General features: G+C 63.6%; 19 protein-coding genes and 2 pseudogenes. 4 read left to right on the plus strand and 17 right to left on the minus strand.

The genetic code is table 11. The annotated features are described in order from the left end of the window. Positions 1-261: pseudogene (locus tag QJT78_RS14815) on the minus strand (hypothetical protein); the annotation flags it as partial. 199 nt (positions 262-460) lie between these two features. Here QJT78_RS14815 and argE point away from each other — a divergent pair. Next, entirely contained in the window at positions 461-1,648 is a 1,188-nt protein-coding gene (gene argE / locus QJT78_RS14820) for an acetylornithine deacetylase (RefSeq protein WP_028149831.1), read from the plus strand. Positions 1,649-1,840: 192 nt separating this feature from the next. Next, positions 1,841-2,146, plus strand: coding sequence for a hypothetical protein (locus QJT78_RS14825; protein WP_028149832.1), 306 nt, complete (start codon positions 1,841-1,843; stop codon positions 2,144-2,146). Positions 2,147-2,492: 346 nt separating this feature from the next. Here QJT78_RS14825 and QJT78_RS14830 read toward each other — a convergent pair whose 3' ends face one another. Both QJT78_RS14830 and QJT78_RS14835 read right to left on the minus strand, forming a co-directional pair. Next, on the minus strand, positions 2,493-3,551 hold the full coding sequence (locus QJT78_RS14830) for a phosphotransferase family protein (protein ID WP_028149833.1): 1,059 nt from the start codon (positions 3,549-3,551) through the stop codon (positions 2,493-2,495). A 148-nt stretch (positions 3,552-3,699) separates the two neighbouring features. Beyond that, positions 3,700-4,935, minus strand: a complete 1,236-nt coding sequence (locus QJT78_RS14835; protein ID WP_014494478.1) for an acyl-CoA dehydrogenase family protein — start codon at positions 4,933-4,935, stop codon at positions 3,700-3,702. Between the two features lie 209 nt (positions 4,936-5,144). On the opposite strand from QJT78_RS14835, the gene QJT78_RS14840 reads away from it, so the two are divergent. Further along, on the plus strand, positions 5,145-5,807 hold the full coding sequence (locus QJT78_RS14840; RefSeq protein ID WP_028149834.1) for a TetR/AcrR family transcriptional regulator: 663 nt from the start codon (positions 5,145-5,147) through the stop codon (positions 5,805-5,807). Positions 5,808-5,810: 3 nt separating this feature from the next. Here QJT78_RS14840 and QJT78_RS14845 read toward each other — a convergent pair whose 3' ends face one another. The 14 genes and pseudogenes from QJT78_RS14845 to QJT78_RS14910 form a co-directional block, all read right to left on the minus strand. Further along, the gene (locus tag QJT78_RS14845; RefSeq protein WP_038942317.1) at positions 5,811-6,203 is read right to left on the minus strand and encodes a RidA family protein; all 393 of its coding nucleotides are present in this window, start codon (positions 6,201-6,203) and stop codon (positions 5,811-5,813) included. A gap of 95 nt (positions 6,204-6,298) precedes the next feature. Next, on the minus strand, positions 6,299-6,514 hold the full coding sequence (locus tag QJT78_RS14850) for a hypothetical protein (protein ID WP_028149836.1): 216 nt from the start codon (positions 6,512-6,514) through the stop codon (positions 6,299-6,301). 225 nt (positions 6,515-6,739) lie between these two features. Beyond that, a complete protein-coding gene (locus QJT78_RS14855) occupies positions 6,740-7,969 on the minus strand; it encodes a CaiB/BaiF CoA-transferase family protein (protein WP_028149837.1) in 1,230 nt (409 codons plus the stop codon). A gap of 218 nt (positions 7,970-8,187) precedes the next feature. After that, complete coding sequence (locus QJT78_RS14860) at positions 8,188-8,454, minus strand: outer membrane beta-barrel protein (protein ID WP_281460259.1); 267 nt, start codon at positions 8,452-8,454, stop codon at positions 8,188-8,190. Then, complete coding sequence (locus tag QJT78_RS14865; RefSeq protein ID WP_281460260.1) at positions 8,451-8,876, minus strand: hypothetical protein; 426 nt, start codon at positions 8,874-8,876, stop codon at positions 8,451-8,453. The genes QJT78_RS14860 and QJT78_RS14865 overlap by 4 nt, the downstream gene beginning before the upstream one ends. Before the next feature lie 137 nt (positions 8,877-9,013). Next, positions 9,014-10,219, minus strand: coding sequence for an MFS transporter (locus tag QJT78_RS14870; protein ID WP_028149838.1), 1,206 nt, complete (start codon positions 10,217-10,219; stop codon positions 9,014-9,016). A 145-nt stretch (positions 10,220-10,364) separates the two neighbouring features. Next, entirely contained in the window at positions 10,365-11,192 is an 828-nt protein-coding gene (locus QJT78_RS14875) for a 3-keto-5-aminohexanoate cleavage protein (RefSeq protein ID WP_028149839.1), read from the minus strand. 120 nt (positions 11,193-11,312) lie between these two features. Beyond that, complete coding sequence (locus tag QJT78_RS14880) at positions 11,313-12,710, minus strand: MFS transporter (protein ID WP_028149840.1); 1,398 nt, start codon at positions 12,708-12,710, stop codon at positions 11,313-11,315. A gap of 357 nt (positions 12,711-13,067) precedes the next feature. Continuing rightward, positions 13,068-13,271 carry a hypothetical protein gene (locus QJT78_RS14885; RefSeq protein WP_028149841.1) on the minus strand — a complete coding sequence of 68 codons (204 nt, stop codon included), beginning with the start codon at positions 13,269-13,271 and terminating at the stop codon, positions 13,068-13,070. 18 nt (positions 13,272-13,289) lie between these two features. Continuing rightward, positions 13,290-14,624: a sorbosone dehydrogenase family protein gene (locus tag QJT78_RS14890; RefSeq protein WP_028149842.1), complete on the minus strand. Its 1,335-nt coding sequence runs from the start codon at positions 14,622-14,624 to the stop codon at positions 13,290-13,292. Continuing rightward, positions 14,621-15,073 (minus strand): DUF2231 domain-containing protein, encoded by a 453-nt coding sequence (locus QJT78_RS14895; RefSeq protein WP_028149843.1) that lies wholly within the window; start codon positions 15,071-15,073, stop codon positions 14,621-14,623. Before QJT78_RS14895 ends, QJT78_RS14890 begins: the two co-directional genes overlap by 4 nt. A 63-nt stretch (positions 15,074-15,136) precedes the next feature. After that, positions 15,137-15,298, minus strand: a pseudogene (locus tag QJT78_RS14900) (GDP-L-fucose synthase); the annotation flags it as partial. Between the two features lie 54 nt (positions 15,299-15,352). Further along, positions 15,353-17,500 (minus strand): VWA domain-containing protein, encoded by a 2,148-nt coding sequence (locus QJT78_RS14905; protein WP_028149844.1) that lies wholly within the window; start codon positions 17,498-17,500, stop codon positions 15,353-15,355. Then, entirely contained in the window at positions 17,490-18,080 is a 591-nt protein-coding gene (locus tag QJT78_RS14910; protein ID WP_028149845.1) for a sigma-70 family RNA polymerase sigma factor, read from the minus strand. The genes QJT78_RS14905 and QJT78_RS14910 overlap by 11 nt, the downstream gene beginning before the upstream one ends. A 407-nt stretch (positions 18,081-18,487) precedes the next feature. Between QJT78_RS14910 and QJT78_RS14915 the strand changes: the two genes are divergently transcribed. Then, complete coding sequence (locus QJT78_RS14915; RefSeq protein ID WP_264653548.1) at positions 18,488-18,622, plus strand: hypothetical protein; 135 nt, start codon at positions 18,488-18,490, stop codon at positions 18,620-18,622. Positions 18,623-19,248 lie beyond the last annotated feature (626 nt).

A 19,248-nucleotide genomic window follows, 5' to 3' on the forward strand; every position in this document is an offset into this window, starting at 1 on the left:
GACGACACGATTTGGCCGTACGCTGATCACACCGGTCGTTTGCGCGCGGTCTTTGCTCACGGTCGCCCGCCCTGCAAAACCCTTCGCGCCGATGTGGCCCGCGTCCACCGCCGCCCGGCCCGCGTTCGTGACGATCGCGATACGCCCCTCTTCCTTGGGCCGGAGTGGACGCACTATCCGCCAATTCCGAATTTCGGTAAAGTGGAATGTTTTTGGCGATGCGGATTGACCGGCATCTTGGGTGTTTTGCCCGTCGGGCAACGCGAGGTCTTGTAGCCCGGATGGAGCGAAGCGTAATCCGGGAATCCATCCAAGCGGAAAGAGCGGCCCCGGATTGCGCTGCGCTCCAACCGGGCTACGAAACTACGGGACCGTCATGTTGATTTGCTCATTGGAGCGTCACGTTGGTATGGTTCGTGCACGCGACCTCAGCCTCCCTCTCCCCCGACAAGAAATGACAATGCCCAACCCGATTTTCCCGAGTTCACGACCCGATCGCATTCGCAACCTCCTCGCCGACCTCGTCGGCTTCGACACCGTCAGCGACCGCACCAATCTGCCCTTGATCGCCCATATCGAGAGCTACCTCGCCTTCCTCGGCGTCAAGGGCGAGCGCATCGTCGACGAGACCGGGCAGAAAGCCTCGCTCTGGGTCACGATCGGACCGGAGGACCGGCCAGGCCTCGTGCTATCGGGCCACACCGACGTCGTGCCGGTCGTGGGCCAGGACTGGAGCCACGATCCGTTCAAGCTGGTCGAGCGCGACGGCAAGCTCTATGGCCGCGGCACCACCGACATGAAGGGTTTTGTCGCGGTGTGCCTCGCCATGGTGCCGGAGATGCTGGAGGCGAAGCTGACGACGCCGATCCATCTCGCCATCTCCTATGACGAGGAGATCGGCTGCGTCGGCGTGCGGCCGATGCTGCGCGAGGTCGCGAAGAAGAAGATCAGGCCGCTCGGCGCCTTCATCGGCGAGCCGACCGAGATGAGGGTCATCATCGGCCACAAGGGCAAGCACGGCGTGCGCGCGACATTCCGTGGTCTCGCCCGCCACTCCTCGATCGCGCCCGACGGCGTCAACGCGATCGAATACGCGGCCGAGCTGATCACCGAAATCCGCCGCCGTGCCGTGAAGCTCGCGGCCGCGCGATCGAATGACAGTCTCTACGACGTTCCGCATTCGACGCTGCTCACCAGCATCGTGCATGGCGGCGCCGCGCTGAATATCGTGCCTGACACCTGCACGGTGGATTTCGAATGCCGCGGCATTGGCATCACCGAGTCGCGCGAGGTGACGGATGCGATCGTCGCCTGGGCCAAAGCCGAGCTCGAGCCGGAGATGAAGAAGCAACATCTGGAGTGCGGCATCGATTTCGAGGAGATCCTCGACTATCCCGCGCTCGACACCGACGCCGATGCCGCGATCGTCACGCTCGCCAAGAGCCTTGCGGGTCGCAACGACCACGCCAAGGTGGCATTCGGCACCGAAGCGAGCCTGTTTGCCAGCATGGCCGATATCCCATCGGTGGTGATCGGGCCCGGCTCGATCGCGCAGGCGCATACGCCGGACGAGTTCGTGGAGATGGCGGAGTTGGAGAAATGCGCAGGCTTCGTGGAAAAGCTGATTGCGCATTGTGTGAAGGGCTGACCCGCAAGGTGGATACTACAGGAATTGTCACGCCCCGTCACCGGCTCGCTTTCGGTGAGCCCGATGACAGGCTTCCCCGGGAAGGGCGGACAATGATGCGCCTTTGCCCACCCTGCGGGAGCTGATTTGCCCGACAGGCAAGGCTCCCCTCTGCTAAGCTCCAGACTCTCGCCTAACCGAAGGGAGAACTCCATGAAGGCCATCGCACTGGGCGCACTCGGTGCCGCGCTGGTTGCGTCCGCCGCTCCCGCCGCGCCGCTCAACGCAACGACGATCGGCTCCGCCGAAGTCTCCGACGTCGACCAGGTCGGTCTGATCTGCAACGAGTATAATGGACGCTGCTGGCGGACCCGCGGACCACGCTATGTCCTGCGCTACTTTGACGACCCCAGCTACTTCCCCGGCAGGGGCTACAACTACTACGCCGGTCCCGGCTATTACAATCGCGGATACGGCGGCTACTACTACGGACCGAGGTTCAGCATTCGCGCCTGGTAGCAGGCCGATCACCATCAGAGCGGCGCTCGACGCCGTCGTGTCGAAGGAGAAGGGCCGCAACCGTTCAGCATTGGCTCCGTAGGGTGGGCAAAGCGAAGCGTGCCCACCTTGTTGGTATCCGCAAGGACGGTGGGCACGGCGCGCGAAGAGCGCGCCTTTGCCCACCCTACACGTGTCATGCCCCGCGAAGGAAAAGGCGGGGCATCCAGACGCCGCGACTTCTCGGCTCAATCACATCGATCACGGAGTACTGGATTGCCCGCCTTCGCGGGCAATGACGCTGAGGGTGTGGGTACAGTAAGACCCCAAACAAAAGGCGCGGCCATCGGCCGCGCCTTCACATTTATCAAACCGCGCCCGCCTTCTGCGCGTACTCCCACGATGCCTTCGACAGCGGCACGGTGCGCTTGGCTGACTCCAGGGCCTTGGCATTCGCGGCGGTGCCGTCGCGGACGCGGCCGGCAATGCCTTGGGTGATGCCGGCGAGGCGGAACAGGTTGTAAGCAAAATACCAGTTGAGATCGGGCACCGTCATCTTGGTGACGTTGCAATAGATCTGCGCGGCCTCTTCCACGCTCGGGATGTTGAGCGCCTTGAGATCGGCGCCGTCCAGACCCGGCATGATCCACTGCATCAGGAGATAGGTGAAGTCGGCCATGGGATCGCCGAGCGTCGACAACTCCCAATCGAGCACGGCCTGCACGCGCGGTTCCGTCGCGTGGAAAATCATGTTGTCGAGGCGATAGTCGCCGTGGACGATCGAGACGCGCGCCTGCTCCGGCACGGTCTTGGGCAGCCATTCGGCGACCTTCTCGAACTCCGGAATGTGCTGGGTCTCGGACGCCCGATACTGCTTGGTCCAGCGGTCGATCTGGCGCGCGAAATAATTGCCGGGCTTGCCGAACTCACCGAGGCCGATCGCGACGGGATCGAACATGTGCAGCTTGGCCAGCGTCTCGATCTTGCTGGTGAAGATCTTGCGGCGATCTTCCGGCGTCTGGCTCGGCAGCGTCGGATCCCAGAACACCCGGCCATCCTCCATCGACATGATGTAGAAGGCGGCGCCGATGATGCTGTCGTCCTGGCACAGCGCATAGGCGCGCGCGACCGGGAAACCCTGTTTTCCAAGGGCTGCGATGACGCGATATTCGCGATCGACCGCGTGCGCCGACGGCAGCAATTTGCCGAACGGCTTGCGGCGCATCACGTAGGAGCGGTTTGGCGTGTTGAGCCGGTAGGTCGGATTGGATTGGCCGCCCTTGAACTGGAGCACAACCAGCGGGCCCTCATAGCCTTCGACGTTGTCGCGCATCCAGGCTTCGAGCCGCATCTCGTCGAAGCGATGACGCTCCTCGACCGGCTTGGTGCCCGAGAACTCTTCGTCTTTCCTGACGCCGTCAGCCACGGTGACGCTCCCTCTTCAGTCCTGACCATTTCAGGTCGAGCATGATCCTAATCGGTAACCGCTGACGCACTTGCGTCAAGCGGTCATTCCGAATGCGGATCATGCCCTGTCGTTTCTTCAGATCGGGAGCGCCGCGCGGCTCTCCCTCTTAATGACTGGGAGAGTTGGCATACTTCCGAACTTCGAGCCTGGCAATGGCGCGATTGTGCACCTCGTCCGGACCGTCGGCGAGCCGCAGCGTGCGGATGCCGGCGTAGTCCTTGGCAAGACCGGCCTCGTCCGAAACGCCCGCGCCGCCAAAGGCCTGGATCGCCTCGTCGATGATCTTCAGCGCCATGTTGGGGGCTGCGACCTTGATCATGGCGATCTCGGCCTGCGCGGTCTTGTTGCCGACCTTGTCCATCATGTCGGCGGCCTTGAGGCAGAGCAGACGCGTCATCTCGATGTTGGTGCGGGCCTCGCCAATGCGCTGCTCCCACACGCTGTGCTCGACGATCTTCTTGCCGAAGGCGGTGCGCGACATCAGCCGCTTCACCATCTTCTCCAGCGCCTCCTCGGCCTTGCCGATGGTGCGCATGCAGTGGTGGATACGGCCGGGACCGAGGCGGCCCTGCGCGATCTCGAAGCCGCGGCCTTCGCCGAGCAGGATGTTCTCCTTGGGCACGCGCACGTTCTCGAGCAGTACCTGGGCGTGGCCGTGCGGCGCATCGTCGAAGCCGAACACCGGCAGCATCTTCTCGACCTTGATGCCGGGAGTGTCGAGCGGAACCAGGATCTGCGACTGCTGCTGATGCTTGGCCGCCTTGAAATCGGTCTTGCCCATCAGGATCGCGATCTTGCAGCGTGGATCGCCGACGCCGGACGACCACCATTTGCGGCCGTTGATGACGTAGTGATCGCCGTCCTTCTCGATGCGGGTCTCGATGTTGGTGGCGTCGGACGAGGCCACCGCCGGTTCCGTCATCAGGAATGCCGAGCGGATCTCGCCGTCCATCAGCGGACGCAGCCATTTGCGCTTCTGCTCCTTGGAGCCGTAGCGCATGAACACTTCCATGTTGCCGGTGTCGGGCGCGGAACAGTTGAACACTTCCGAAGCCCAGGAGATGTGGCCCATCTGCTCCGACAGCAGCGCGTATTCGAGATTGGTCAATCCCGCGCCACGGAATTCATCGTCCTCATGCTCGTTCGGCGGCATGAACATGTTCCAGAGGCCTTCGGCCTTCGCCTTCTTCTTGAGGTCCTCCAGAACCGGGATCACCTTCCAGCGCTCGCCGCTGTGATCCTGCTCGTTATAGATCGGCACCGCCGGACGCACGTGCTTGGTCATGAACGACTGCACGCGGTCGAGCCATTCCTTCTGCTTGGGGGACAGATCGAAATCCATGGGACGCTCCTCGGTCTCTCTTTGCAAAGCTGTTTTGCGCCGGACTGTCCTCCCGCCGCACGCGGCCCGCAAGCGCGAATGCTTGCGGATGCCTCGGAACCGGTTCGCGCGCTGCGAACCAGTCTCGATTGCGGATTGACTTTCTCCGGCCTTCAAACGATAGTTTCATACAAGTGTTTGAATTGCAACTCCCTCCCTGAGGGGCATCCATGGCCAGCGATCATACGAGGTCTGCCATTCTCGCCGCCGCCGAACGGCTCTACGCCGATCGCGGCTTTGGCGACGTGACGCTGCGCGACATCGTCGCGGAGGCCAACGTCAACCTCGCGGCGGTGAATTATCATTTCGGCTCGAAGGACGAATTGATCGCAGAGCTGTTCGTCTCGCGCTCGATCGCCACCAACCGCGAACGCCTGCGCGAATTGAAGGCTGCGGAAGAGCAAGGCGGCGGTCGCGCGCCGATCGAGGTGATCCTGCGCGCGCTGGTCGGCCCGACCTTGCGCGGCTGCCTGGGTCCGGAAAACCAGCGCTCAACCGCGGCGCGCTTCATGATCCGCGCCTCGATCGAATCCGTGCCGCCGATCCGCCGCATCAAGAACCGCGAGATCGACCATTTGCGGAAATTCGCCGGCGCCATGCGACGGTCCCTGCCCGACCGCAGCGATGTCGATATCTATTGGGGCCTGAACTTCGCGCTCGCCATGGCGCACCACACCATCCGCGAGAGCGAGCGGTTGACGAAGCTGTCGGAAGGCAAATGCGATCTCGACGATGTCGAGGACGTCGTCGCGCGCGTCGTCAGCGTCGCGACGATGGCGCTGACAGCGGGGCGGACGGAGGCGAAGGCGCCGTCACGGGTTGTAGCGCGCTAGCGCTCACATCATCGCGATGCAATCGATCTCGACGTCGAAGGGGCCGAACCATTCCGGGGTGCAGACGAAGATGCGCGCCGGCGGATCGATCGGGAAATAACGCGCATAAATCGCATTGAAGACGGCGAAGTGTTTGGTCGAGGTGCAGTAGACGTTGCACTTCATGACATTGTCGAGCGAGGCGCCTGCCGTCTCGAGGCAGAGCTTCATCTGCTCCATGATGATCTCGCTCTGCCGCGCGATGGGCATCCCCCCGATCTCGCCCGTCTCCGGGTCGAACGGCGGCAGGCCCGCGACGAAAATCATGTTGCCGGCGCGCGTGACCGGCGAGGTCGGCGCCTTGACGCGGTCGAGAAAGGACGAGATCGGTTCGACGCGGAGCGCTTCGCGTTTCATGGGCCACCTTCGGTTCGAGCGAGACTGGCGCCTTGCTACATTATTCTGCAGCCGGCACGCTTCGCTTCTGATCGAAATGTGGTCTTGGCAGCGGGTTACACCCGCTGCGGCATCTCCTCGGCCTCTTCCTTGGCGAGCAGCAGCAGCATCTCGATGCCCATGTCGCCTTCCTGCGGCGAGCGGATGAACTTTATCTCGTCGGCGCTTTGCCGCAGCGCGGCGACGATGGCGACCGCCTGATTGGCCGTTGCTGCCTCGGTCGCCAGAATTGCCCTCTGGTCCTTGGCCTGAAACCCGATCGTGTAGGACATGCGTTCCCTCCCGGATTTGCGTCGGGATGATCGCATCAGAGTCGCGCGCAAAGCGGAAGCCTGTGCGAGTACGGACCGGGTTTATCTGGGGGTTGCGCGCAAGCCTCGGGCAAGGCCTGGCATCGCGCAACCGTCGCTCCCAGGCTGGTCAGGATCGCTGTCGCATGCGCGCCAGCACCGCATTGGTCTTCGCCGGCACGCCCCTGGGAGGATCAGGAAGCGAAGCTAGATGATCCCCTGCTGCTTCAGCTGCTCGATCTTGCCGGCATCATAGCCGAGCTTGCCGCCGAGCACCTCCTGGGTGTGCTCGCCCAGCAGCGGCGGGGCGCGGTAGTTCTCGATCGGGGTCTCCGAGAGCGTCAGCGCGTTGCGGATCAGCGACAGATCGGGCTCGAACGGATGATCGACCTTCACCCGCATGCCGCGCGACTGGACGTGCGGATCGGAAAACACCTGCTCGAAATTGTTGATCGGGCCCGACGGCACGCCGGCCTCCTCCAGCTTTTCGAGCCAGTAGGCCACCGGCTTCTTCAGGAACAGGCCGGCGAAGATCGCCATGATCTCCTTGCCATGCACGACGCGGTCGTTGTTCTTGATGAAGCGCTTGTCGTTGGCGAGCTCGGGCTCGCCAAGCACGGCGCAGGTGCGCTGGAACTGGCCGTCATTGCCGACCACCAGCATCAGCTCGCCGTCGGTGCAGCGGAACACGCCGGCCGGCATGCCGCCATTGCCCCAGGTGCCGCGGCGCGGCGGCATCTTGCCGTTGACGAGGTAGATCTGGAGCCAGTGCGACAGCGACGCGATGACGGTGTCGAACAGGCAGACGTCGATGTGCTGTCCCTGCCCCTCATTGGCGTCGCGATGGTACAGCGCCGAGAGAATCCCGATCGAGGTGTTCATGCCGGTCATGTAGTCGACGATCGACGGGCCGACCTTCATCGGACCCTCGCCGGGCTCGCCGTCGATATGGCCGGTGACGCTCATCAGGCCGCCCATCGCCTGCAGGATCGCGTCATAGCCGGCGCGCGGGGCGTAGGGGCCAGTCTGGCCGAAGCCGGTCACCGAGCAATAGATGATGCCGGGGTTGCTCGCCTTGATCGTCTCGTAGTCGAGGCCATAGCGCTTGAGATCGCCGACCTTGTAGTTCTCCATGAAGACGTCGACGTCCTTGGCGAGCGCGCGGATGATCGCCTGCCCCTCGGGCTTGGCGATGTTGACGGTGACCGACTTCTTGTTGCGGTTGGCGCAAAGGTAGAACGAGTTGTTGTTGTTGGCCTTGCCATCGGGATCGGTCAGGTAAGGCGGGCCGAAGGCGCGCGCGTCGTCGCCGGTGCCCGGCCGCTCGATCTTGATCACCTCCGCGCCGAGATCGCCCAGCATCTGGGCCGACAGGGGCCCGGCGAGCACGCGGGTGAGGTCAAGGATCTTGATGCCTGAGAGCGGCAAGGCCGACATGTCGATTTCCTCCGGGAACTGATATTGGCGCGGCGGCCTTAAGCCCTGGCCGCGCTCCCTGCGGATACACCATTTTGGAGTTCTGAGCACTGCGTTCGGGGCATACGGCTATCCATCGCCCGGCAGCAGGAGCGGCCCTGCGGCGGGCGAATTTCCGCGCCACGGCTATCACGCCTGCGCCGGCGCTCCGCCACGGCGATCCGCGCCGCTGATGACGGCTAGAACCTGACGCTGATTCCACCGCGCACGGACTGGAAGCGAGGATGCTGCTCGTAGCTCGCCCCGACGTCGGGCCAGTCGAAGCGGGACGTGCCGAAATCGCTATAGCGATATTCCAGGCGCGCCGTAACCCGATTGGTCAGCGCCGCTTCTCCGCCGACGCCTGCGGTCCATCCGGTCTTCGAAATGTCGGCATCCACCGTGGGAACTGCCAATGTCGACGTCCACCGGTACTTCAGCTCGGTGAACGCCAAGCCACCCGTCACATAGAGCAGCAGGCGCTCAGTCGGTGTAAAGCCGAGCCGTCCGCGAACGGAGGCCTCCCACTCCTTGCGCGCGTCGTATCGGAAAACGGGATGTTGAATCCGCCGTTCACCGGGCCCACGTCTACATCGGCCTCAAGGCCAACAACGAGCTTGTCCAATTGATGGTTGTAGCCCACATGGACACCGCCGAAGCCGCCGTCCGCGCGGAACCCATGCGTGAAGCCGGTCGGAGGCCCGCCCAAGAAGAATTCGACAGTGCGATCCTGGCTCCACGCGTAACCACCTTGAACACCTGCATAGAAGCCAGTCCATGCGAAGGGCGACACGGCGACAGAGCGCACTGCCTTAACGGGCAAGTCGGCAGCATCCGCAGCGACGGCGGAGCAGGCCAGCGCGGCGAGGCAGATTAGCGTGCGTTTCATTGCAAATTCCAGCCCATCGGATTGACGATTCCAACTCTAGCGGGTTCCCCCCGCTTTTGCTGTGGCGGCCGGGCGACACTCGGTGAAAACGAATAGGAAGCGACCGGCAACTCGCGGCAACCGACGTGCCGCCGACCTCACACCACACCGGCCGCGGCCACCTGCGGTCGGCGGCGGCCGAGCAGAACCAGGATCAGCACCGCTGCGCAGGAACAGACGAAGGTGAGACCGAGCGCGCCGCGACTGCCGTACTGGGTGAGCAGGCCGGCAAGAACGGGCGGCGAGATGGCGGAGGCGAGATTGAGCGGGAGCGCGATCATTGACGACGCCTTGGCGAACTCGGCCTGGTCGTAGAACACCAGCGGGATCGTCGCCCGCGCCACCGCCATGGCTCCGCTGCCGGCACCGTAGAGCAGGATGAAGACCGCCACCGCCCAGGTCGCGCCCTCGCTCAGCATCAAGAGCAGCATGGCCACGGGCAGCGCCGTGCCGGCGACAAGCCCCGTCGTAATGCCGTCCCAGCGCCCTCCGCCGAGGAAATCGAGCCCGCGGGCGCTGACCTGGATCACGCCGAGCATCGAGCCGAAGGCGATCGCCTGCGCCGGCGCCAGCCCCTCGGCCCGCAGTAATTCGATGAAAACGGCACTCAGGCCGAAAGTGACGAAGGCATTGACGGTGATCGCGGCGACGACGAGGCCGAACGTGCTCCGCGGAATTGACAGCGCGCTGGCTTGCTTTGCGGGAGCAGCGCCCCCCTCCTTCGCGACGGCCCGGCGCGGCGTTGCGAAAGCATAAAGCGGAAGCGACACCAGAATCAGCATGGCGGCGTAGACGAGGCAGGTGCCGCGCCAGCCGAAATGGCCGCTCAGGAACGAGGTGGTCGGCCAGAAGATGCTGCCGGACAGTCCCGTCACCAGCATGAGCGCGCCGATCGCGCTCTTGGCCTGTCGCCCGGCGACCTCGTTGAGCATGATATAGGCGCCGGTCGACAGCGTGGCGCTGCCGCCCATGCCGAGGATGACCCAGGCCACGAAATAGAGCATCGGCTCGTGCGCAAAATACAGAAGGACATAGCCCGGCACGGCCACGACGGTGCCCACCATCATCACCTTGCGGGCGCCGTGCCGCGCAAAAGCCCTGGCGAGCCAGGGCGCACACAGGCCCATGGTGACATAGAGCGTCGAGGTGCCCGCAAACACCATCGGCAGACTCATGCCGAGATCGGCCGCAAGGTCACGGCCGACGATCGGCGGAAGGCCGATCGTGCCCCATCCAATGAGCTGGGTGATTGCAAGCACCAGCAGGACCCCGATGAGCCTGCCGTCAGATTTCAAGAACCGCATTCCGATCGTCGCCTGCCCCAGCTGCATGCGTGCGCACAGACACGTCATAGCCGGAGTCTTGATAACGGAAGTCCTGGCGCAGCGGAACGCCGGCCGCCGAATGGCAGAAGGCGGCCGGGAGCATGTCAGCAGGAGGCAGTAGCCCCTACCCTGCGAGCCCGAGCAAGGGCCGCGCCTCGGCCGCGGTCGCGACGCGCCGGCCATGGCGCGCGACAGCCTCGCAGGCGATGGTCACGAGCTCTGCGTTGCTGGCGGCCAGGCGGGTCTTGTCGATCCTGATATTGTCCTCGAGCCCGGTGCGCACCGCGTCGGCGCCGCGCGCAAGCGCCCAGCCCATGACCTCAGCCTGATGGCGTCCGATCCCGGCCGCCGTCCACGTCGCTTTCGGGATCAGCCGCTTCAGCTCTCCCAGGAGGATGTCGAGGACATGCTCGTCCGCAGGCATCGCGTTCTTGACGCCCATGACGAATTGCACATGCGGACGCGAGTCCATCAGCCCCGCCTCGATCAGACGCCGCGCACCGTGTAGATGCGACAGATCGAAGATCTCGATTTCCGGGCGGATGCCATTTGTCTTCATGCCGGTCGCGAGAGTCTCGACCAGGGCGGCGCCGTTCTCATAGACGATCGTCGGAAAGTTCACCGATCCCGTCGACAGCGAGGCCATGTCCGGCTTCAGATAAAGCGATGATCCCCGCGCCGAGGGATCGCGGCCCCGCCCGCCGGTCGAGAACTGAACGATCATCCCCGGACAATGCTTTTTGATCCCCTCCTGCACCTGCGCGAAACGCGCGGGGTCGGAGGACGGCGTCTCGTCATCGTTGCGAACATGGATATGGGCAAGCGTGGCGCCGGCCTCGAAGGCCTCCTGCGTCGACTCGATCTGCTCGGACGGCAGGATCGGCACCGCGGGATTGTCCTTCTTGCGCGGAACGGAGCCGGTGATGGCGACAGCAACAACAACGGGATTCATCCCTTGACCTCATGATGATCGCGCTCGCGCGCACGGAGTTCGAATAGGCAATCAAGTAACGCATCGAGCCCTGCCGCTGCAAACATCATCGATCGCAGCGGCAGGCTCCTTGCGTGCCCTTCAGGTCGGAATTGCGGCCGCACCGCTCGCCGCCTCCGCACGCTGCCGCTCATAGTCGGCCCGCGGCATCGGAACGGCCTTGGGATTGCCGAGATCGTCGATGCTGACCCGATAGGTCTCCCGGGCCGTGACGGCCGCCAGCGCCGCGATAACAGTGATACCGAAGGCGATCGCCCCCACCGTCAAGGGGATATTGTCCGAGCCGGGAGGCGCCACGGTCGCAAACAAGGCCGGAAGCAACGCGGTGATGGTCGTTCCGATGTTCTGCGAGATCGCCATCGCCGACACCCGGGTGCGAGTCGGAAACAGCTCCGGGTAGAAGCTCGGGAAGATCGCGTTATAGCCCTGGTAGACCACACCCCACATCAGGAGCGACAGCAGGATCGCGAGCGGCACATTCCTGATGCTGATGGCATAGAGATAGCCGAAGGCGAGCAAGCCGGAGAGCAGCGCGCCCACGATGATCGGAGGCCTGCGGCCGACCTTGTCGGAGAGATTGCCGACGAAGGGAATGACGAACACGGCCAGCATGTTTCCAAGGACCGGGATCCACAGATAGACGTGCTTGGCAAAACCGATGCCATAGGCCGGCTGCACCGCGTAGGCCGCACCGAAGATGGTCGCAACAACAGGAATGACGTTCATCAGCGCCATGCAGATGACCCTGAGCATGTCGCGCCAGCTCAGCTTGATGGCCTGGACGATGGGCGCCCGCGGCGTCTCTCCCCGCTCGCCCTCGCGGGCGAACGCAGGGGTCTCGTCGACTTCGCGACGAATGATGTAGCCCGCGACGATGACGAAGAAGCTGAGCAGGAAGGGAATCCGCCATCCCCAGCTGTTGAAGGCATCTGTCGGCATAAAGGCCGCCAGCGGCAGGAAGACCGCTGCCGCGAGGATCTGTCCGGCCTGCACCCCCTGAAGGGCGAAGCTTGCATAGAAACCGCGACGGCCGAACGGCGCATGCTCCAGGATCATCGAGCTCGCGCCGGAGATTTCACCGGCCACCGCAAATCCCTGCACGAGGCGCAGGATGACGAGCAGGATCGGCGCCAGGATACCGACCTGCTGGTAGGTCGGCAGGATACCCACCGCCATCGTCGAGATGCCCATCAGGAACATGCAGACGATGAGAACGGTCTTGCGGCCATGGGTATCGCCCCAATGTCCGAGAACGAAGGCACCGATCGGCCGGGCCACATATCCCACGCCATAGGTCGCCAGCGATGCGACGATGGCGACGGTGGGATTTTCCGACGGGAAGAAGATTTGCGGGAAGATCAGCGACGCGGCGGTCGCGTAGATGAAGAAGTCATAATATTCGAGAGCCGAACCGATCCAGCCGCTCGCAGCGGCCTTCCTGGACTGACTCATGTGACGGATCGTGCGAGTCGTGGTCATCGCAGAAAATTCCTCCACTGGGTTTGCTGACGTCCCGTTGTCGGGCTTCGCTGGAAATTGGGCAGCATTCTCCGGGCGCTCTGCCGACTTCCGCGAGCGCTTGTCACTGCCGATGGGTATCCGATTGGTCGCGACAATAGGCTTTCGCGGGGCTAACACAATTACCCAGTTATTCGATAAACCTAACATGATGTTATTTTCGCGCGGGGCGCTCCGCCCGGCGGTCAGTGCGCGCGGACCTGATCGACATGCCGTCACGGGAAATCAATCACGCGGATTGAAGGTACGCGCGACATATTGCGTGTCGCCGATCGCCCGCGGCGGCGCAGGCGGCTGTGGTGACGAAGTTAGACGAAGTTAGCTTCCCAACGTGGTCTCTCTCGGCTCGCGCCCGGGCACGCTGACGTGAACCTCATGCCCCTGGCGAAGTGCCAGCGAGGCGGCAGCCACCGCAGATTCGAACGCGGCTTCCTTGGTCGCGTATTTGCTTTTGACGTCGCCGTCATGCAGCACGCCCCATTCGTCCTCGACCGGCACGATCGCGTATTGAGCAAGGCCCATGGTGCAACTCCTCGATATCTAGCGCTGCGTGACCTGCGGATGTGCCGCCGTCACCCGCCACACGGTGTTGCCGCTGTCGTCGGCGACCAGCAGTGCGCCGGTCTTGTCGATGGCAACGCCGACGGGACGGCCGCGTGCCTGATCGTCGCTGTTGAGGAAGCCGGTGACGACGTCTTGCGCAGGGCCACTCGGCTTGCCGTCCGCAAACGGCACGAACACGACCTTGTAGCCGTTCAGCACCTGCCGGTTCCAGCTGCCGTGCTCTCCGACGAAGGCGCCGCCGCGGTAAGCGGCCGGCAGACTCGTGCCGGTGTTGAAAGCCATCCCGAGCGGCGCGACATGCGAGCTCAGCGCGTAGTCCGGCACGATGGCCTTGGCGACCAGGTCGGGCCGCTGCGGCTTGACGCGGGGATCGACGTGCTGGCCGTAATAGCTGTAGGGCCAGCCATAGAAGCCGCCGTCCTTCACCGACGTCATGTAGTCGGGGACGAGATCGGGACCGAGCTCGTCGCGCTCGTTCACCACCGTCCACAGCGCGCCCGTCTGCGGCTCGAAGCACAGCCCATTGGGATTGCGCAATCCGCTCGCAAAGATGCGCCAGCGGCCGCTGGCGCGATCGACCTCGAGGATGGCGGCGCGATTGTTCTCGGCCTCCATGCCGTTCTCGGTGATGTTGCTGTTGGAGCCGACGCCGGCATAGAGTTTCGAGCCGTCGGGGCTCGCGACCAGGCTCTTGGTCCAGTGATGGTCGATCGGGCCGCCCGGCAGCGGCGTCAGCACGGTGCCCGGCGCGATGACTTTCGTATCGCCCTCCGTGTAGGGATATTTCACGATCGCATCGGTGTTGGCGACGTAGAGGTCGTTGCCGACCAGCGCGACGCCGAACGGCGAGTTGAGATGATCGATGAAGACGCTTTGCGTGTCCGGCACGCCATCGCCGTTGGTGTCGCGCAGCAGCGTGATGCGGTTGCTCGGGCCGGTGTCGCCGCCGGAGGTCGCCCAGGACTCGACATAGCCCATCACGATCTCCTTGGGCCGCTTGATCGCGGCGCCCTTCGGCGCCTTGGACTCCACCACGAGCACGTCGCCGTTGGGCAGCACATAAAGCGAGCGCGGATGCTGCAGGCCCGTCGCAAAGGCTTTTGCCTGCAGGCCCTGCGCGACGGTCGGCGTCTCGTCCTTCTTCCAGCCGACGATGCGCGCGATGTGCATCGGCGGCAGCAGATATTGCTGAATCTCAGGCAGCTTTGGATTGGCGCCGATCTGCGCATTGGGATCACCGCTGCCGTCATCGCAACCGGCAAGACATAGAAGCGAAGAGCACAGCAATATCCGGACAAGCAAGGACGTCATCGCGCTACTCCGACGCCGTGGCGGTACACCATCGCCCAGCCGAGCCAGCCGGTGACCGGGAGGATCAGGACGGTGATCACCGAAAGAATGAGCCCAGTCGGCCACACCGAGGTCCAGGCATCACGCGTGTGGATCAGCACATTGACGGTCGCCAGGATCAGCGCCACGGCGTTGCCGATCAGATGCGGCCAGGCCGGAGCCTGCGCCCGCACCAGGCGATTGCCGAGGAAGTCGGTCAGGCCGGCGATCGCCGCCAGCACGCCGAAGATGACGCCGACCACCAGAAGCCAGGCGGAGAAATCCGCCCACATGATCTCGGCGCTCACGACATAGGCGATGTCGGTCAGCAATGCCCCGATAAAGCACGCGATCGGTATCGGCACCAGCATCGGATGAATCGGATGACCCGCGATTTGCGCGGTGGAGCGCACGGGCACAGCTTGTTGCACGGTCGGCCTCGTGTGGCTTTTCGCCCTGCCCGACCGGCCAACTCTTGCTTGCGGTGAAGGTTCCTACTCGCGCGCCGCCACCGGCGAGACGTGATACGCCGCATAGGGGCGCCTCAAGCCATCGTGAAGCGAGGCCACGGCGCACCAGCCGGGCCTGGCGCGACGGCTGAAGTCGAGCAGCTCGTACGGCGTTCCATCGGGACGCGAGGTATCGAAACTGATCTCGTCGCAGTCGCCTGTCGATGCCGGAATGGGGCGCTGGCCTAAATCGAAAAATGATCACGGTCGCAGCGGCTGCATTGCGCTCGCAGTTTTGGCCGCGCGCACCAACTGAAGGAACTCGGAGCGATAGCCGTAAGGATCGTCGCCGCGCGCGGCCGAGGCGATACGGAGCACGTCGTCATAGCCGAACCGGCCAGTGTGCTTTCCGCCACGTAGAATCTCGCCGAACGCGGCAACACTGGTTGCAAAGCGGGCATCGAGTGGCGCGTCCTCGAAGCGGCCATGTTCCGATGCGCGATCGACGGGGGTGCTGACCAGCACGCTTTGATCGGATCGCGGCAGCTTGTAGCGGATCTTGACGAAGGCATATTCGGCCGGCGACGGTGAGTCGCTCGCTGGGGCTTGCGCACCGTATCTAAGATCGTCGACCACGCGAGGCCCGCCGACAGGCACGATGTCGTAGAGCGCCGTCACGGTTTGCCCCGAGCCGACGTCGCCGGCATCGACTTTGTCATTTGAGAAATCGTCGCGATTGAGAAGTCGCGTCTCGTAGCCGATGAGGCGATATTCGGCGACGGTTGCCGGATTGAACTCGACCTGGATCTTCACATCCTTGCCGATCGGAAACAGCGTCGAACTTGCCTCTTCGACCAGCACCTTCCGTGCCTCGTTGATCGTATCAATGTAGGCGGCGACGCCATTGCCGTTCTGCGCCAGCGTCTGCGCCAGCGCGTCGTTGTAATTGCCGGCACCAACGCCGAGCACGGACAGGAAAATGCCCTTTTCGCGTTGGCGCTCGACGAAACCTTTCAATTCATCCTTGTTCGTAATTCCGACATTGAAGTCGCCGTCGGTGGCGAGGATGACACGATTGACGCCGCTGGCGTCAAAGTTCTGCTCCGCAAGCGCATAGGCTTGCCTGATGCCTTCGGCACCCGCCGTGCTGCCATCCGCCTCGAGCCGATCGATCGTCGCCAGGATTTTCGCTTTCTCGGACACGGAAGTGGGCTCGAGCGCCGTGCCGGCATTTCCGGCATAGGTCACGATCGCAATGCGGTCCTCGGGTTTCAGCTGGGTAACGAGCATGGCGAGCGACTGCTTCACGAGCGGCAACCGGTTCTGCGGCCCCATCGAGCCCGATGTATCGATCAGGAAAACGAGATTCGCGCGCGGTCGGCTCGTCTGTTGCAGCGCATAACCTTTGACGCCAATGCGAATGAGCTTGCGGCCTTCCGCCCAGGGGTTCGGAAACACGGCAACGTTGGCCCGGAACGGTTCGCTCGCCGATGCCGGGGCTTCATAGGCATAGGGAAAATAATTGATCAGCTCCTCGGTCCGAACGGACGCGGCCGGCGGCAGGACATTGCGGTTGAGCTGTGCGCGGACGAACGCATACGACGCCGTATCGACATCAATGGAGAATGTCGAGACGGGTGCACCGCGCGCAACCTTGAAGGCGTTTTCCGGCGCATTCGCAAACTTGTCGCGGCCGACAGGCTCGGACGCAGCAGGATCGTGCTCGCGCTGGTCCCGAAAGACTTCGACCTGCGACAGCAGCAGCGCAGACGGCGCGCGCGCGTGCATTTGATCGTTCCGGCCTCTAAGAGCGTACATTTCTGACGGTGCCCCCTGCATGGGAGCCCTCAACGCCGTCGCGGGAGGCGCCTTCGGAGCGTCCTGGCTGGCAATCAGATTTTCCACGCGCGGCCTGGCGGGAGGCGGCGCCGCGGCAGCTGAAGGCGCGGCGGCTTCCTGGCTGGGCTTTCTGGCCTGAGTGGCGGTTTGGATTTGCGTTTGCGGCTGGGCCTGGCTTTCGCTTTCCTGCTTTGCTGGCACTGTCGAAGGAGCTCGAGCGACGTCGTTGCTCGCCACCTTCTGCTCGACGGGTGCAGCGATGTCCTGCGGCTGCGGCGACCACATGAGATGGAGATAGACACCCGATCCGGCAACAATGCAGGCCAGGCTGGCGGCCAGGAGATATCGCGTACGCTTCATGACAAACCTCTCGCGCGACGGCCGCAAGGGCGCGGCGGTTCGCTCGATGAGACGGATGTCGGTCGGCATTCCTTGGCTGTCGTCGGCGTTTTTTTCCTCAGCGCTTTTTTGATCGAAGCGCAGCAGCGCCTCTTGCACAGCCGAGGCACGCGCGTCCAGCACGGGCGGCGGAGGGTCGGGCAAACGCATGATGTCGTGATCAGCACTCATCGCCAATGTCCTTCGCGAGACCCGCCTGTCGCCTCACCTCGTGCATGCGGCCGGAGATGGTCGACTCGGAGACGCCCAGGGCTGTGGCCGCCTCCGCGTGCGTCATGCCTTCGCCGACCACAAGCACGACCGTCTCCCGCAGCAGCGGCGGAAGCCGCGCCAGTTCGCTCGCGAGCCAGCTGCGACGAAACAGATCCCGGCCATCCGGCGGCGCCGCCATTTCGGCAAGAACGGCGAGATGGCCTTTCAGCCGCGTCAAGGTCGAATGGCGCCGATGGTGGTCATGGCAGGCGTTGCGCACGATACCGACCAACCAGGTCGTGAACTTCGCCTCCCCCCTGAAAGAAGCGATCCGTTCCACCAGCGCGCAGCAGACATCCTGGCAAATGTCCTGCGCGTCAGTCTGGGAGCCGGTCATGCGCCACGCGACGCGATGCATGAGGTCGTAGTGACGCCGCAACAAGGCTTCGAATGCAGCACGGTTGCCCTGCGTGGCCAGACTGACGAGGTCGTCATCCGTGGCGCCGCCATCCGGCGGCTCAGTCGCCTCTGCGGTCATAAGCTGAATGGCGCCCCCCATGCCCTTTCCTCACAGCCGACAGGATTGAGCAAAACAATTGAGGCCGTTACCCGGTCCCCCGGGCAGTCCCGTCCTGGACCGCGACCGCATGCGCTTTACCATAGTAGTTCCACCCATAAGCCGGGGCGCCGGGAGGAGATTTTCCGGGCATTCACGAATTGAGACGAACGAGACGCGGGAATCCTTGGGCCAGGTTTGAAAAAATTTCCGGACGGCGCAACACCAGGGCCTTACAGCGCTCTTTGGCGGCGGCAACGCAAGCATCGTGGCGGCGAACACGATCCGGGCGACCATGCCCAGGATTTTCAGGAGCACCAGGACGTGTCAAGCAGCCGATTTGTCAGAATGGAGTTTGACCCGAAGGGAAAGAAGCCTCATTAGGGCCGGCGCAAGCTGAAGAGGGATCAATGACCGTCTGGATCTACGACCAAGGCAAAGAGCTGATGGTGTTCGCGACGGAGGAAGCTGCGAAGGTTTGGCTCGATGAGCACGATCCGGAGGGCATAGCCTTCGAGTACGATGTGGTGGGCTTGCCGGCCTGAACCGCGTGATCTGTGACCCGGGTCCAATGGGAAAAGCCGCAGCGTGGTTCCAGCCCCCACTGCGGCATTCCCGGAACAACAAAAAATCTTGGTGCTCAAATCTCGCCGGTGTTCTTTTAATAGAACACCCCGTTCCGAAAATGGATTCCGTAAGAATACCGGCGCGCGAAGTTCGAGCATTGCCGTGAGAGGGCGAACATGGCACGGGCATGCGATCCAGCCCCAATGCTCCCGGCTGCCGATCCAATTGCGGATTAGAGCGCCGGGAGTGCCAGGCCAGCCAGCCCTCGAAAGCTTCGCAGGAAACTCAACTGAGGCCGCCAGCTGAGGCTGCCTACCTCTGCTCTTTCCTCGCGAGGGACGCCAGTCTATCGAGTTGGCCGGCCAAACCCACATAGCTTCGGGCAATGTTTTTCAGGGCGGCGGCGCGATCCTTGGAAATGCCACCCGCGCCAGAAAGTCTCTTGTAGTGGTCAGCATGTTCTTGGCACTCAGCACTGTTGATCAAAGTCTCAGCCTTCCTGTTGCCTGCGCGGGTCATGCGATCGCCCTTCCCCGCTGGCTTGCCCTCTACCATGTTAGGCCCCGTCAAAATCAGCTTCGTACACTGGGTTAAATACGGACAG

The sequence above is a fragment of the Bradyrhizobium sp. Mp27 genome (assembly GCF_029953005.1).
In the GTDB taxonomy this organism is placed as follows: Bacteria; Pseudomonadota; Alphaproteobacteria; order Rhizobiales; family Xanthobacteraceae; genus Bradyrhizobium; species Bradyrhizobium barranii.